General features: G+C 48.2%; 12 protein-coding genes. 2 read left to right on the top strand and 10 right to left on the bottom strand.

Annotation, left to right across the window (positions count from 1 at the left end):
- Positions 1-333: 333 nt before the first annotated feature.
- The 8 genes from CV944_RS14900 to CV944_RS14865 form a co-directional block, all read right to left on the bottom strand.
- Positions 334-1,239, bottom strand: a complete 906-nt coding sequence (locus CV944_RS14900; protein ID WP_277392378.1) for an Rpn family recombination-promoting nuclease/putative transposase — start codon at positions 1,237-1,239, stop codon at positions 334-336.
- A 358-nt stretch (positions 1,240-1,597) separates the two neighbouring features.
- Positions 1,598-4,939, bottom strand: coding sequence for a DEAD/DEAH box helicase family protein (locus tag CV944_RS14895; protein ID WP_100664455.1), 3,342 nt, complete (start codon positions 4,937-4,939; stop codon positions 1,598-1,600).
- 43 nt (positions 4,940-4,982) lie between these two features.
- Positions 4,983-6,146: a restriction endonuclease subunit S gene (locus tag CV944_RS14890; RefSeq protein WP_061567171.1), complete on the bottom strand. Its 1,164-nt coding sequence runs from the start codon at positions 6,144-6,146 to the stop codon at positions 4,983-4,985.
- 6 nt (positions 6,147-6,152) lie between these two features.
- Positions 6,153-7,610, bottom strand: coding sequence for a type I restriction-modification system subunit M (locus CV944_RS14885; protein WP_100659670.1), 1,458 nt, complete (start codon positions 7,608-7,610; stop codon positions 6,153-6,155).
- Between the two features lie 336 nt (positions 7,611-7,946).
- Positions 7,947-9,320, bottom strand: a complete 1,374-nt coding sequence (gene rlmD / locus CV944_RS14880; RefSeq protein ID WP_100664452.1) for a 23S rRNA (uracil(1939)-C(5))-methyltransferase RlmD — start codon at positions 9,318-9,320, stop codon at positions 7,947-7,949.
- 76 nt (positions 9,321-9,396) lie between these two features.
- Positions 9,397-10,317, bottom strand: a complete 921-nt coding sequence (locus CV944_RS14875; protein WP_100664451.1) for a diacylglycerol kinase — start codon at positions 10,315-10,317, stop codon at positions 9,397-9,399.
- Between the two features lie 150 nt (positions 10,318-10,467).
- Positions 10,468-11,988: a flotillin lipid rafts scaffold protein FloT gene (locus tag CV944_RS14870; protein ID WP_100664450.1), complete on the bottom strand. Its 1,521-nt coding sequence runs from the start codon at positions 11,986-11,988 to the stop codon at positions 10,468-10,470.
- Between the two features lie 21 nt (positions 11,989-12,009).
- The gene (locus tag CV944_RS14865) at positions 12,010-12,546 is read right to left on the bottom strand and encodes an NfeD family protein (RefSeq protein WP_100664449.1); all 537 of its coding nucleotides are present in this window, start codon (positions 12,544-12,546) and stop codon (positions 12,010-12,012) included.
- 205 nt (positions 12,547-12,751) lie between these two features.
- On the opposite strand from CV944_RS14865, the gene CV944_RS14860 reads away from it, so the two are divergent.
- On the top strand, positions 12,752-13,654 hold the full coding sequence (locus CV944_RS14860) for an Rpn family recombination-promoting nuclease/putative transposase (protein ID WP_100664448.1): 903 nt from the start codon (positions 12,752-12,754) through the stop codon (positions 13,652-13,654).
- A 101-nt stretch (positions 13,655-13,755) separates the two neighbouring features.
- On the opposite strand, the gene CV944_RS14855 is transcribed toward CV944_RS14860, so the two are convergent.
- Together CV944_RS14855 and CV944_RS14850 are read right to left on the bottom strand one after the other, a co-directional pair.
- Entirely contained in the window at positions 13,756-14,085 is a 330-nt protein-coding gene (locus tag CV944_RS14855; protein WP_100664454.1) for an Mpo1-like protein, read from the bottom strand.
- Positions 14,086-14,211: 126 nt separating this feature from the next.
- Entirely contained in the window at positions 14,212-15,570 is a 1,359-nt protein-coding gene (locus CV944_RS14850) for a hypothetical protein (protein ID WP_233205022.1), read from the bottom strand.
- Positions 15,571-15,909: 339 nt separating this feature from the next.
- On the opposite strand from CV944_RS14850, the gene CV944_RS14845 reads away from it, so the two are divergent.
- A partial coding sequence (locus CV944_RS14845) for an IS701-like element ISBsm1 family transposase (RefSeq protein WP_100664453.1) occupies positions 15,910-16,703 on the top strand: 794 nt, incomplete at its 3' end.

Below are 16,703 nucleotides of genomic sequence, written 5' to 3'. Positions count from 1 at the left end.
CGCCAACCACAACTTATTTAGTCTAGCCAAAAGGCAGACAGGTTATACGAGATGCCTAAAATCGGGCACCTCTGCTTTCCTATTGCCTTTTTTGGCCATAACAACAGTGCCTGGCACCGTTCGCTAATGAGCATCGCTAGTAAGAGAAAAACCGCAGTGCTGCCAATAAGGCAACACGGCGGTTTTTCATTTTAATACTTTTTCGATGATTTAATTCAGGACGTATTTGAACAGCGAATCGATTTTCTGATCGCTCTCCAATCACCTGTGCAACATCATTGACGTGGGACAAAGAGGGACACAACATAGTTGAACAGCACCCGACACCGTTCGCTAATCTCCCAACCGCTCCCGTACTTCCTCCTCTGTCATGTCGAGAATATGGGCAACGTCTGTTATACTCATTCCTTTTTCGACCATTTTTCGAATCGTTTCATTTTTTCCTTCTTCTCGACCTTGTTTCAATCCTTCTTGTCTTCCTTCTTCCCGACTGCCGCGAATGTTTGAGAGTTGATCAAGGAGCCATTTCAGCCGCATTTCGTATGCGTAACGGTTTTCGGGGTCGACGCTTAAGTTTTGCCATTCTTCTAGTGCTTCTAAAATGTCTTGTTCCGTCATGGCTATTCCCTCCAATTCACGAAACATCTCTTCATCCATTTTTTTCGTTCGTCCATCGACAGCCGACAACATCGTTAGCCATGGCCATTCCGGTGACTGTTTCACTTCTCTCCGATATTTCTTCCATTTTACCATAAATTGTGACAAGTCGAGTACATGAAATTCAAGGTGATGGCTCCAAAGAAACTGTTCTTCGTCTTCACGAATGTGAAAAACGGTATGGAAGCGATCTGTTTCATGTGGGAAAAGGGGATAATTTAAGATGGCGATCATAATCGTTGGAGGGAGGATGTCGTACCGTTCTCCTTTCGATAGTGAAGATGAAAACAACCTTGCCCAGTAATACAATAGCCGTTCGGGCATACCGTATTGTGGGATGATTTGAATTTCAACGTGAATGCGCTCGCCGCGGTTTGTGCGAACGATGACATCTAACCGTCCAGTCTTACCGTCTTCTGTTTCTTTCGTTAGTTCGGTGTTTTCAAACTGTACGTCGATGATGCGATCATCTCCAGTCCGATGTAGCAACGCATTTAAAAACGCCATCGTGATTGACTTTCTGCTTGGGTGGCCGAACAGTTGTTTAAACATAAAATCCATTTTTAAATCGAGGTATTGCACACAAATCATCCTTTCGTAGAATATAAGGAACAATTTGATTAAAATCGGGAAATAAGGGAAATGCAAAAGTGGAAAATTGAATTTTGCGGAAAATTTTTATGACAAATGGGGTAAAAAAGTGGGAACCGTTGAAAAGTGGCTCAATTTTAGATTATCAAATACATGGATATTTGCCGAACCATTTCGACTCAATATGGGCTATCTACACAACATTTATACTCGTTTCGTTCTATATGTTAGAAGGCACCTTTGAGATACTTCACTCTCAAAGATGCCTTAACACCAAAGAAAAACAGAATATATTGAAACGTTAGCAACAACCCCAACGGCTAACCAGATATCACAAAGAACGCTTTTGCTACGCCCCCACAATATCTTCTGAATTTCTGTTAATCTCATCGATAATGCGAATAATCTTCCGCGCGTCGTCCATGTTGTCTTGAAAGAGTTCAACAATGCTGCCGACGGTTTTGAACGGCTCCTCCTGAAGCACCCGCTTGTCCATGACCCCGTTTTTCACAAAGTAATCGACGATTAGTTTGACAAAACGGCTTTGCTGGATGTTCAACCGTTCGCTTGATAAAAATTCAGAAAACGCTTCGTTGGCTGCCTGCGGGTCAAGGCCGACGATTTGGCGGACGAGCTTTGTAATCGGTGTGTCTCCGAATTCTCTTTGATAATCTTCCTGTGTGCCAAGCTCATTCCAAAGAATATGCTCCAACGTTTTTACGTCTTGGACGGTTAGCTTTTTATTATTTCGCAACTTGTAAATGGCCATCTGGTCGCGGTGTTCGTGCAGATAATGTTCCACCTTTTTCCGATAATTTTTCAGATCATTGACAGTAAACATCGGGCCGTTTTCTTTGACTTCTAAAACTTGGTCTTTAAAGTTCGTATAGTAAATTTTTTGCGTCTCTTTTTCAAGGAATTTGACTAAGTCACGCAACGCTTCACGGACAGCTTCCAATTCGAAAATATCGGCTTCGCTCCAAAACTCTTCCGTCTGCACCTTTTCGATGATGTATTTTTGTTCCATCACTTGAGGAATGGAACCGAGTTTCGACAACGCCTCGGCGGTGCGAATCACACTCCGAATCGGCTTCGTCGCATTTTTCGTTTGCAGCTTCGCCAATTCGATCGTGTACATAAGCAAATCAAAGCGTTTCGCAAATTCATCGTCATTTAACGGGACAATCAACGGCGAAATATGTTCTTTGATTTCATTGACATCCATCGCTGTTAAGGAATCCCATTTAGTCCGGTTTTTAAACTTGTGTACGTATTGAATATGTTGGCGTACGCGGAAGTTTTCTTCGTTTAACTTATTGATTTCCGCTAGCACCTCGTCAATCAATTCATTGCGATAGGCAATATACTCTTCTTCTTGGTATTGTAAATGCTGCAGTTCTTTAATGATTTCGATTTTGGCATTAAATAGACGCTCCGTTAAGCTTTCCACCGCTTTTCCTTCGATTCCTTTCGGATTTTCCCGGAAAAACTCAAAGTTGCCGCAATAGTCAAAAATAAGGAAATGCGTTTTATCTTGCCCGGCTCCGAATAAGTCTTTGCATAAACGGGTTCCGCGTCCAATCATTTGCCAAAACTTTGATTTGGAGCGCACTTTCTTGAAGAACACAAGGTTGACGACTTCCGGAATATCTACTCCCGTATCGAGCATATCGACCGATACCGCAATTTGCGGCCATTTGTTGCGGTCGGAAAAATCATCGATTAATGTTTGGTAGTAGTTCACGCTGTAATCAATGACTCGTGCAAAGCCGCCCTTGTATTCAGGGAACAATTGATCAAAGCGCTCCACAATCCGTTCCGCATGACGATGATTTTTCGCAAAAATAATCGTTTTGCCGAGTTTGTCTCCGCCTTCGACGCGAATTCCTTTTTCCATTAAATCTCTCAGTACCGTATCAATCGTATCGTCATTAAACAGCCATTCGTTTAACGCTGCACTGTCAATATCCTCGCCTACTTCATCATCAAATGTTTCTTCATATCGTTCTTTTTCTTCATCCGATAACTCATCGTAATGAATGCCCTCTTCAAGAAATTTAAGCTTTGTTTCAATGGTACGATAATCCACTAAATAGCCATCTTGAACCGCTTGATCTAACTCATAGGCATAGGTCGGCACGCCGTTTTCCAGATCAAACACTTCATACGTATTGCGGTCAATTTCATCTTTTGGCGTGGCGGTAAGCCCAAGCAATATTGCGTCAAAATAGTCAAAAATCGCCCGATATTTCTTATAAATACTGCGGTGGGATTCATCGACGATAATTAAATCAAAATGCCCGACGGTAAAGAGACGTTTGCCGTCTTTTCGCTTCGCTTCGTCAATCGCGTTCATCATCGTCGGGTACGTCGAAAACACCATGCGGCTTTCCTCTGGATTGTCTTTGTTATCGAGCAAATTGCAAAGCGTCAAGTTTGGAAGCAAATGGCTAAAGCTATTTTTCGCTTGCGTGACAAGCGTTTTGCGGTCCGCTAAAAACAAAATGTTTTTCACCCAATTGTGGCGAGTGAGAACATCGACAATCGCAGCCGCCGTCCGGGTTTTGCCGCTCCCCGTCGCCATGACAAGCAACGCTTTGCGCCGTTTGTTCTCGAGCGCGTCGCATACGGCTAACACCGCTTCTTTTTGGTAATAGCGATTCGTTATGTTGTCATTGATTTGCACATTTTTTAGCGGCTTCTTCATCGTCCGACGATCAATAAGCAAGCTTAATTCTTCCTTATTGTAAAAGCCGGAAACCTTCCGCGCCGGATAGTTAAGGTCGTCCCAAATATACGTTTCAAAACCGTTTGTGTAAAAAATAATCGGACGTTGGCCGTGCATTTTCTCAATGCAGTCGGCGTATAGCTTGGCTTGTTGCTTTCCTTTGTTCGGGTCAGCGGTTGTCCGTTTCGCTTCGATAACCGCAAGCGGCTTCCCGTTGTCGCCAAAAAGGACGTAATCGACATAACCGACTCCTTCTTGATTTGGCATGCCAACGACAGGGTATTCCACAATAACGTCCTTTTTAAATTCCCAACCCGCCAGCTTCAAATCTAAATCGATATATTTCTTTCTTGTTTCCCATTCGCTTAGTTCATCGACTTGGAAGTGATATTCTTTTGTATTCGCTTCCCGTTTGGCGGTGAGAAGAGCGCGGAGCTGTTCATTTTCTTTCATCATTTCCTCAAGACGCTTGTCTTTGGAACTTAGCCGTTCGTATAAATCTTTCAATTCTTCCGGACGCTCGCGCTTTTCCTCTCCGATTGGCAGCAATGATTCGTCAAAATCCGTAGCCGTATATTCATCTGAATAACAATAATCAATCCAAGACACAAACTGATGAAGATGATGCAGAGAAAGAATCGCTTCTTCCCTCGTAATCATCGAGTTCGTATGAACCGCGACATTTCCCAGTTTGACAATGTAACGCAACAACGGCAACAAGTCTTCATCAATAATGGACAAAAAGACGTTGTCATGAATCAAGCTGGAAAGATTATCTTGATACGGAACTTTTAAAGCGCTATCAAAGCTGTACACCCACTTCACCGCCAGCTCCAGCGCACGGCGCGTCAAAATCGCGCACGTCGCCGGACTCACGACCAAACTTTTCTCTGCCTCTAAACACGCATTCGTAAAACTCTCATAATGAGGTTTGCCTATTAAAAAACGAAAGTTGGATAACAACAAATCCCCCTCCCTTGACCAACACGAATTCCTTTTACATTTACTAATCGTTGAACAGTTCTCCCTTAAACGCCCGTTGCATGAGGGAGTTGAAATTATTCTGTAGCTCTACCATGCTCTTTTGAAGTAACTCTTTTTCAGCTTCTATTTCTTCAACAATTTTAGTAAACCTGTTTTGTAATTCTAACGGAGGGCAAATTATAAATAGTTCCTCTCCATACTGCTTCGCATTTATATTCGGTTGAGCAACAGTATTTTGCTTATTCATAACCCACTGCTTATAATATTGGGTTCTTGTGAAATGAAATAAGAATTTAGGATTTATTTTACTAGTATCCGGAACAAATCTGATTAAGTAACCCGCAAAGATACAATATCCATTTTTCTCAGAATGTAAATAAGTTTTTCCAACAGTTGCGCCAGACCTTGCAAATAATATATCTCCTTCGTTCAATCTATACTTCTCATAATCATCTGGATTACTCGGTGCCACTATATCATCATTTAAACTACCATCATCTCTGATATCAGTAATTCTAATATACCTTGGTTTACCAGAATCATAGGGGATTGCAGAAGAACCTGAACCATATTCGCCCTTACGAAGGCAAACATCATTTAATTTTTGTTTTTTCCAATTTTTCTTATTTAATCTTGGATCCCCAAACATCTCCAAAAACACACTTTGCGTTAACTGGTCTAACGCTTCAATTTGGGCTTTTCGTTTGTCGATGAGTTCTTGGGCTTTGTCTAATGCTTTCACAATCTTTACTTGATTTTCTATATCGAAAACCGGTATCTGAATGCTCTCTATATCTTTTTTACTTATAGCCTTAAAAGTACTTCCCGTCCCCATACTTTCGATTTCATTTTTCTTATAGTTTAGTGCATAAAATAAATATTTATAGTTAATCATATCATTATTCGCTCTGATAGCAGCTAATCCCCTACCAATACAGCACTTAGTATTCGCAATATTAACATCCCCTACAGGTGCTCGTACTGACATTAATATATCGTTTTCATTTGCAACTTTTAAAGGTGCAGAACAATAAGTCTTAGGAGTTGGGTGCAGTTTACCAAAATCAGCTTTCCCCTGAAAAAAAGGCAAGCCTTCTTTCCTATCATTATACGTATCAGACGAAGGTGATTGTCCCATGATTATTTCACATACTTCTGCAACTTTTTTATACTTAATTGCGGTCATAATACTTTACTCCTTAATCATTTCCTTCAACTCTTTAATTCCCAGTATAATCTCTTTTTCCAACGCTTCTATTCTTTCAAGTATCACACTTGGCGCTTCATACTCCACCTCTTCATACTCAATCTCTTTATATTTGTTAATCGAAAGGTCATAGCCGTTTTCACGAATTTCTTCCACCGGCACAAAGAATGACTGCTCCGTGCGCTTCCGTTCTTTTTCCGCTTCACGGTTATGGAATCGCGCAATGATGTCCGGAATGTCATTTTCTTCAATCGGAGTGCGCTTATCGTCCAACGAGTAGCCATCGGCTTTCATGTCATAGAACCATACTTGATCCGTTCCGCCGACGCCTGTTTTTGTGAAAATCATAATTGCCGTCGAAACTCCAGCGTACGGTTTAAACACACCGCTTGGCATGGAAATAATTGCTTCTAATTTATGATTTTCCACAATTTCTTTGCGGATATCTTTATGCGCCTTCGAGCTGCCGAACAATACCCCGTCCGGTACGATGCACGCGCAACGTCCGCCCGTTTTTAAAATGCGTAAGAATAATGCCAAAAATAAAAGTTCGGTTTTCTTTGTCTTTACAACTTTTAACAAATCATTTGAAACTGCATCATAATCTAATGAACCTTTAAAAGGCGGATTGGCAAGGACAAGGGTGTATTTGTCCTTATCTTTGTTTTGTTCCGACAAGGAGTCGCGATATTCGATATTCGGATTTTCAATGCCATGGAGCATCATGTTCATCGCGCCAATCCGCAACATCGTGCGGTCCATATCAAAACCGTAGAACATACGGTTATTAAAATGTTCTTTTAAACTTTGCACTAAAAATAAATCGCTGCGGTGCTTGCGCAAATATTCGCCCGCCGCCACCAAAAACCCCGCCGACCCCGCCGCCGGGTCGACGATGATGTCTTCCGGCGTCGGTTTCATCAGCTCGACCATCATGTGAATGATATGACGCGGGGTGCGGAATTGGCCGTTCGTGCCTGCGGTGGCGATTTTCGATAACAAATACTCGTACAAATCGCCTTTCGTATCGCGGTCTTTCATCGGAATGCGGTCAATGCCGTCGACGATTTTGACGAGCATTTGCGGCGTCGGGATCATGAAAATGGCGTCGCCCATATATTTTGCATAGGCCGATTCCCGATTGCCGTGCAAGTTTTTGATGAATGGAAACACTTCATTGGACACGACATCGTACATATGGGCGGCTTCAAAATGTTTGAATTTGCTCCAGCGCAAGTGTTGCTTATCGGGAGGAAAGATGCATTCCGATTCAATGCCGAGCAGCGCATCCTCCTGCTCGCGCTGTGTTTCGACTTCATCCAAGCCTTTGATGAACAATAAGTAGGTAAACTGTTCAATGACCGTCAGCGGGTTCGTAATGCCGCCTGTCCAAAACGTTTCCCATATTTTATCGACTTTATGGCGCAATTCGCCTGTGAGCATGGCTTCTATGTACCTCCTTGTGATTTCCAATCTCCATTATATACGGTTTTCGGTACAAAAGGGGAAGAAAAATACGTTTTATACCGGTTGACGCTCAGGAAGACAGAGGGTGACATTTGGGGCAAAGAAACTCCGACTGTGCTTTGCATGAAGCGGGAGTCGTTCACTATAACCGTTCGAGGAACACTTGCAAGTGTTGTGGATTCTCAATAGGATGGATCTCATCCAGCCCCAGTTTTGCAGGCGGATGAAATCTTTATCATGTCATTCGTGTCGTCATGGCCGTTTGCCCAATTCGACTGCAAACAACAAGGCCGGATCCACCGGCCCGTTGTCTTATCTCAACCGAATTTTCGCCACACACTCCACATGCGCCGTGTGCGGAAACATGTCCACTGGCTGGACTTCGATCGTTTCGTAGCCGCCGTCTGCTAGGATGCGCAAGTCGCGGGCGAGCGTCGCCGGGTTGCACGAGACGTAGACGACGCGGGGCGGTTTCATGGCGATGATCGTCTCAAGCAGCGAGGCGTCACAGCCTTTGCGCGGCGGGTCAACGACCAAGCAGTCAGCGCGGATGCCTTCTTCGTACCAGCGCGGGATGACGTCTTCGGCGGCGCCGACTTCGAAGGTGACGTTTTGGATGCCGTTGAGTTTGGCGTTGCGCTTGGCGTCTTCGATCGCTTCGGGGACGATTTCGACGCCGTAGACGTGTTTCGCTTTACGCGCCAAAAAGAGCGAGATCGTGCCGATGCCGCAGTAGGCGTCGATCACCGTCTCCCGCCCGGTCAACTCCGCGTATTCGAGCGCTTTGTCATACAGCACTTTCGTCTGTTCGGGGTTGACTTGGTAAAACGAGCGGGCCGAGATGGCGAATTGAATGCCGCCGATGCGGTCGGTGATGAACTCGCTTCCCCATAACACCCGCGTTTTGGCGCCGAAAATGACGTTCGTCCGCTCGGGGTTGACGTTTTGCACGATCGATTTCACGCCCGGAATGGCGCGGACGATGTCACGGACAATGTCCTGTTCGTGAGGCAGATGGTCCGTGCGGGTGACGAGCACGACCATCACCTCGCCAGTTGACGCGCCGTAGCGGGCGACAATATGGCGAAGAACGCCCTTGTGCGTAGCTTCGTCGTATGGGGGAATACCATAGCGCTCGGCGATGCGCTTCACGGCCTGGACGACGACATCGTTCGCCTCTTGCTGGATGAGGCAGGCGTCCATATCGATGATTTCATGCGTCCGCTCCTTGTAAAAGCCCGCCACCAAGCCCCCTTCGCGCTCGCCGACCGGCACTTGCGCCTTGTTGCGGTAGCGCCATGGGTTCTTCATCCCGATGACGGGATGGACGGTGACGCCTTCTAGCTTGCCGATGCGGGCGAGCACTTCTTTCACCTGCTTTTCCTTCGCTTTCAGCTGGCCTTCGTAGCTGAGGTGTTGCAGCTGGCAGCCGCCGCATTGGCGATAGACGGGGCACGGCGGCTCAACGCGGTCGGGGCTTGGTTCGTACAGCTCCACGAGGCGGCCGTACCCATACCCTTTTTTCACTTTGATCGCTTTCACCTTCGCCCGCTCGCCGGGAAGCGCGTGTTTCACAAACAACGGAAAGCCGTCGACTTTCGCCACCCCGAGCCCGTCGTGGGTCAAATCGGTGAATGTGACGTCATAATACTCGTTTTTGGCGACTGGTGGTTGCTGCTTCGTCATGTCGTTCTCCTTTCTGCTGTTCCTCTGTATATGTAGCGTGCCCTTTATAGGGGAAAGGCATAAGAAAAGAACAGGCTTATCTTCCTGTTCTCACTTGTTCTGCCTTTTCTTTTGGTATCAATACGTCAATATGGCGGCGCAAATTGACGAACTCCCCTGGAAGCATGCCGCCGAATTCGCCGTCTAAGTTCAGCTGCATCGGCGAGTGCACTTTCACCCGGTTCGCTTTCGTGTAAATGATATGCGGGTCGTTGATGTGCTCGCCGCGCGCCGCGAGGGTGACAAGGCGGATGAATTCGGCCAAGTTCGTTTTCTTGACGATGATAAAATCGAACAAGCCGTCATTCAATGATGAATCGGGTGCCAGTTTTTCAAACCCGCCGACCGAGTTCGTGAGCGAAACTAAAAACATCATAATCTCGCCTTCGAACAGTTTGCCGTCATACTCAATTTGCGCTTCGGTCGCCTTGATGGACGGCAACATCTCGATCCCTTTCAAGTAATAGGCGAGCTGGCCAAGCATCGTTTTCAGCTTGCTCGGCACTTCGTAGGTGAGCTCGGTCAGGCGCCCGCCGCCCGCGATGTTGATGAAATAGCGCGTTTTGTCTTCGTTCGTCACACAGCCGATGTCAATCGGGACGGGCTCACCCGTGGCGATCACGTCGCACGCCCCTTCAATCGAACGCGGCACGCCGATGGCGCGGGCGAAATCGTTCGTCGTCCCGACAGGAATGACGCCCAGTGTCGGCCGATGCGGCTGATCGGCGATGCCGTTGACGACTTCATTGATCGTTCCGTCGCCCCCTGCGGCGACAACGAGATCAAATTCCCGCAGGACGGCCTGGCGCGCTGCTTCCGTCGCATCCCCCGGCCCTTCGGTGGCGTGGCACGACGTTTCATAGCCCGCCTTTTCCAACCGCACGAGCACATCAGGCAAATGGCGCTTAAACAACTCGCGACCCGATGTCGGGTTATAAATAATTCGAGCTCGTTTCATTATTCTCAACCTACTTCCTTTTTTTCCATTCCACTCGTTCCCATCATAACGAAACAACGCTTGATGCGCAACTCCGACGAATGTCGTGAACAAGGCGGCGAGAAACAGCGCCCTCGGGTTCAAGCGAAGGGCGCTGTGGGAGGATAGGCATCATTCTGTTGTCTTCGCCTCTTGGGACGATGCTGGCGCACCGAGCGGCTGGACATGGGCCGCTCCACCCTGGGCGACGCTCTCGAGCAGCTGCTTCACATCGATGCCGGTTGACGCTTTCAACGTCTCCTGCAAGCTCGCCATTAAGTTCGTCGCATAGCCCGTGACGCGGTTGGCGCCGCCCCCCGCTCCTGAGCCGGTGTCGACGATCGTCAGCTTCTCGATGTTCGCAAGCGGGCTCGCCACTTGTTTCGCATACTCCGGAAGCATCTTGATGATCATGTCGAGCACCGCAGCCTGGCCATAGCGCTCGAACGCTTCGGCGATCTTTTGTTTCGCTTCCGCTTCGGCGAGGCCTTTCAGTCGGATGATTTCCGCTTCCGCTTCCCCTTTCGCTTTCTCCGCCTCGGCTTTTGCCAACCCGTCGAGTCGGACGCGCTCCGCTTCCGCTTTCGCCAGCGTTTCGACGCGGTACTTTTGCGCATCGGCTTCGGCGATTTGTTTCGCCTTTTCCGCCGCCGCTTTTTGTTCGATCGCATAGCGCTCGGCATCGGCTTTTTTCTTCACTTCCGAGTCGTATTGGCGCTCGCGGCGCAAAATTTCTTTTTCTTCGAGCTCGATTTGTTTTTGCCGCTCGATGATTTTGATTTGCATTTGTTGGGCCATCACTTCTTGTTTCGCCTTCGCTTCCTCCAAATGATACGCCTGGTCGGCGCGCGCTTTGGCGATGTCTTGTTCGCGGCGGAACTCGGCGAGCTTCAGTTGGTTGATTTTCTCCGCTTCGGCGATTTCCGTCAGCCGCTCGAGCTCGGCTTTGCGCGCTTCCTTGTCCGCTTCGGCGCGCTTGATGCGCGTCTCTTTTTCCGCCTCGGCTGTTGCGATGTCGGCGTCGCGCTTCACTTGGGCGATGCGCGGTTTCCCGAGTGCATCAAGGTAGCCGTTTTTGTCGCGCACGTCTTTGATCGTAAACGAGACGATGACGAGCCCCATTTTCGCCAAATCTTGCGACGCGACACGCTGCACTTCTTGCGAAAACTTGTCGCGGTTTTTGTAAATTTCTTCAACCGTCATCGACCCGAGAATGGAGCGAAGGTGGCCTTCCAACACTTCCCGCGCTTCATTTTCCATATCTTGTCTTGTTTTCCCTAAAAACTGCTCGGCCGCGGTCGCGATTTCGCCGATTGAGCTGCCGACTTTAATAATGGCCACCCCGTCCGCCATCACGGGCACGCCTTGTTCGGTGTACACCTCGGGCGTTTGCACGTCAAGCTTGATCGACAATAGGCTCAGCGGCTCAGCCTGTTGGAAAATCGGCACGACGAACGTGCCGCCGCCGCGGACGATTTTGATTTTGTTTCCCGATTCATCGACATGAACGTTTTTGCTTCCTAAGTAGCTGCCCGTCACAATGAGCGCCTCGTCCGGCCCGACGGTGCGGTAGCGGGCGATAAAAATGGCAATAAGTCCGACAAGAAGCAAGACGACGACGCCGATCACGACAAGCCATGGCGCAATAGTCATCACTTTTTCCCCTTTCTCTGTTTAAATCAAAACATGATACGGATCGCGCTTCGCCACTACAGCGATGCCGTTTTCCATTTGCACGATGACGACTTCTTCCCCCGCAGCGATTTCCTCGCGATGGAGGCTTTTCGCTGGTTTCGCCACCGCCCCGCTTTTGCGGGAGATGAGAATTTCTCCAAATCCATCAGGCGGCACCGGGATGATCACTTTGGCGAGCGCTCCCTCCAAATCGGCGTCCGTATACCCAAGTGACGCCTCAGCCGAACGGAGCGGCAAAAAAACGAAAAAGTGCAACAGCAACACAGCAACAAGCGCCACACCGATGGCAAGCCACAGAACCAAGCTCGATGCCCAGTCTGTGTACCATTCCGCCAGCAATCCGACCGCGCTGCCAACAATGAAAAACGATAAAACTAGCTGCGGGCTAAACAGCGGATGATCAGCCACATCGAACAAACCGTCAAGCACATCGCTGAAGAAAAAATACAAAACCGTCAACAACGCACTGACGACAAGCACCCATCCGTACACAACTTCAGGCGAATGGCTGAACAACTCCCCTCCCTCCTTTCCCCTTCGCTTATACATACGGCGAAGGCAGCCGTTGGTTTCATCATTTTTCCAATGTCATCAAAATTCGACAATCCTCCCTGATTTCCTTCTTCTAACAGCAGAAAAAATGCAGGGAGACCGGCAGGATTTTGCATAGTGCAAGGCGAATCAAGCTATGCGAATCTAAAAACATATCGGGAGGGAGACCATGTCAGAAACGCGCATTGACCACGATCGGCTGTTTAAAGAGTTGTTGAGCACCTTTTTTGAAGAATTTGTTCTCCTCTTCTTTCCTCACGTACACGAACAGATTGACTTTCACTACCTTTCCTTTTTATCAGAAGAAGTGCTGACCGATGTCACCGCGGGTGAAAAACATCGAGTCGATTTATTGGTCGAGACGAAGCTGAGAGGAGAAGATGGACTGATCGTCGTCCACATCGAACATCAAAGCTACATCCAACCCTCGTTTTCAGAGCGAATGTTCATTTATTTCAGCCGCTTGTTTCAAAAACACCGCCGCCGCATTCTTCCGATCGCCATCTTCAGCTATGATGCCATCCGCGATGAACCATCTTCATTCACCGTTTCGTTTCCGTTTTTGACCGTTCTCGATTTCCGTTTTTTGACGGTGGAATTGTCCAAACTCCCATGGCGCACATACATCCGCCATGACAACCCGGTCGCTGCCGCCCTGTTAAGCAAAATGGGGTATAATGAAGAGGAGAAGGTGGAAGTGAAAAAGGAATTTTTGCGCATGCTCACCCGCCTCGAGCTCGATGAGGCGAGACAGCGTCTGTTGTTCGGCTTTTTCGAAACGTATTTGCGGTTATCGGAGGAAGAAGAAGTCCAACTGCGAAATGAGGTGAAGACCATGGAGGAGAAGGAGGCTGCCAAAGTCATGGAACTTATCGTGTCATACGAACAGAAAGGCATGGAAAAAGGAATGGAAAAAGGAATAGAGAAAGGAATAGAGAAAGGAATAGAGAAAGGAATGGAGAAAGCAAAGTTGGATGTTGCGAAACGAATGTTGGCAAAAGGATTTGATGCTGACACGATCCATGAACTGACCGGACTGCCGCTAGAAACGATTGAACAATTGAAGCCATGAGAAGGCAAACCCCTTCTCCCTGAATCATTCGGGTTGCCGCCCACCATTTCTCCAAACTTTGGAACATCTTCAGGGAGAAGGCCTTTTCATCGTTCTTCGCTTTATTCCTCTGAAATCCCCAGCCGCTCCAATTCCCGCCCAAGCTGCCCCGTAAGCATGAGCCTGTACATGCGAAAATCGGCCCGAAGCGACCAAAACGGATGGCCGAAGGTGGCGGGGTTGTTTCCTTCGATGAAAAAGTGGCTGAACCAGGCGAGCGCATAGGCGGCGATTGGCGCGCCGAGCAACCACCACGTGTTCTTCGTCGCGATCGCGATGATCACAAACAAAAACACGAAGCTCGTTCCGACAAAATGCCAACGCCTTGTCGCTCGTTTCCGGTGCTGGGTCAAATAAAAGGGCCAAAACTCTTCATAATCGCGGAATTCCATCTCCCTTTCCCCCTTCGACGGGATGCGGCGCGCCGCCACGCCAGCGATGAACGTGGCGATGCCGACAGCCCAGTATCCAATCAACATCCATAACGGCATGCTCGGACCTATCGTTATCCCCTACTCCTATTGTATTTCATCCATCACCTGAAATGTCTGCAAGTTGTGCTTTTGCTTCGGCACGGTAAACTTGGCGGCAAGTTGGCCTGTACGAAGATGGAAAATGTTCATTTCTCCTGCATAGTCCGCCTTGTTCCCTTCCTGCGGCTCAAATAATGCATACACATAGTCGCCGTAAAACCGCGCTTCCCAATACACCAACGGCAGCTCATGCTTCTTCATCACCTTAAACTGATCGTTCAGCGCAAGCCATCCTGACTTTCCCCTCTGGACATAGCTCACCCACAGCGTGTCTCCCTTCACGTAAAGCTGATCGAACTGCGTCTCTTCTTGCCCCATGCCCCAATAGGCCACTCGCCATGAATGCGGATCCACGATGGTGAGGCGAGGTTTCGTGGCGATGACAAGGCGGCCGTGAAAGACCGCCATGGAGCGCGCGAAGGACGTAGGCAACGAAATTTCCTTCACTACGGAACCGCGCTGATCCAACACATACAATACACCGTGCTCCTGTTCCATCGCATCAGCAAACACATAGAAATGCGGCCCTGCGCGCAAAACTTGAAGAATGTAAGGAGGGAACCGCTTCGAAAATAGCAATTTTCCCCCTTTCCGGACTTCTAGTTTATGGGTGTTGACATCTTGATTCAGTGAACGAATCTCCCACTCCCCCTCCATCGAGGCAAACGAAAGAGGGCTGGAGACCGCTTCTTGATCGACCAATGTCCATGTGTCTCGATTCAGTCGATAGACATGCCGTCCCGTATAATCTGACCACAACAACAGTTCCTTTGTTGAGGAAGCGGGCGAAAGGCGAGATATTCCAACCGCTTTCAGCGTCACCACTTTGCGCACACGATGTTCGTCCGCCTCCACGATATACGAATCTCGCGCAAACGGGTGAGAATACAAAAAGAAGATGCGTCCAAGCGGTTCGTTCGCCGAGCGGCTCTCAGACGGCTCATACGTCCTCACTGAGGAGACGACGGAATCATCCAAACTCTGCACCCCATACACAATGACAGGCGCGGCAGCCGCCAGCACCACCCATATCCATTGTTGCCGCTTCCACCAGGACCGTCCTTCCTTTTGGCCTCCTATGCGTTGGACAAGCCATCCCCAATACCAGACGATGTAAAGAAACAACGCAAGCGACAGCCACGCCCACCATTGCCCCTCGATGAGGGATTGCTGCCAGTAGGCGAACGGATCGACGCCGACCCTGGCGATGGTGTGAAAATTGTTCAGAAAAAAGAGCGGCACTGCGATCACTGCAACGAGCGAATACAAGCGGCGAACCGTTCCTTTCACCAGCATCGCCACCCCAACGAGCAACGTGGCAGCGCACATGATGTAGTACAACATTGACATCCATAGTGGTGCACTTGGGCCCATTTGAATCCCCTTCCATCCGTGGTGGTTGTAATATTCTATGAAATCGAGAACGTTTCCTTCCTTGCAGAAAGATTTGCCCCCCTCTATGATGAAGCAACTGCTCAAATTCACAACACGCTTTGCTTACACCCTCAAAGTCAGTAAATCCACGTTTTTCCCTCCGTAATGTTTTCAAGTTGCGGAGATGAACGGATAAAAATATATACTGTAGATGAGCAAAATCATTAACATAAATAAAGGAGACATGAACCCGATTCCTTGGTTAGAATAGATGTGCTACCAAACCATTCACAAGGAGGTTCATGTCTCATGAATAGATTAGCACATCATCAAGGAATTCACAAGTTTTTCACGATGTTGGGGTTGACCCTTTATTTTTCAAAACCTGTTATGAAGCATCTCGTTCATATCGTGGATGCGATGATCACGAAGGGCTTTTCGGGAACATTGACCGATCTTCATCATGGGAGCTTTCATCCGAACCACCGCACGACACTCAGCCATTTTTTCACGAAAAGTCCGTGGGAGGAAGAGACACTGCTTCGCAAACTCCAGCAGTGGATCCTTCGTCGTGTCGAACGCATCGCCAAACAGGAGAATCAACCCTTGTTTGTTTCGATCGATGATACGATTTGCCAAAAAACCAAGCCTTCGTCACGGGCAACACACGCGATTCAGGGATGTGATTGGCACTACTCTCACTCAGAGAAAAAATCGATTTGGGGCCATTCTCTTGTTTGGTTCATGGTTCATACTGCAACCCAGGCGTTTCCCTTTGCCTTCCGCCTCTATGACAAGACGGCGGGAAAAAGCAAAGGGGAACTCGCGATCGAGATGCTTTCTTCGTTGGATGTACGCCGTCCCGTTTATGTGCTGATGGATTCGTGGTATCCATCGAAAGCGCTCGTGGAAGCTTGTCTGAAAAAAGGATTCCACGTCATCGCGATGCTCAAGACGAACCGGATTCTCTATCCGAACGGCGTTGCCGTCCAAGCGAAGCAGTCGGCCCGCTCCATCGAACCGAATGACACTCACCTCGTCACGGTGGGAGAAGAGCATTATCGCGTCTATCGTTACGAAGGAGCGCTCAACGGTCTCGACCA

Source organism: Geobacillus sp. WSUCF-018B, assembly GCF_002809985.1.
Taxonomy (GTDB): domain Bacteria; phylum Bacillota; class Bacilli; order Bacillales; family Anoxybacillaceae; genus Geobacillus; species Geobacillus thermophilus.
The sequence above is the reverse complement of the archived record's forward strand: the minus strand, read 5'-3'. Positions and strand labels throughout refer to the sequence as shown.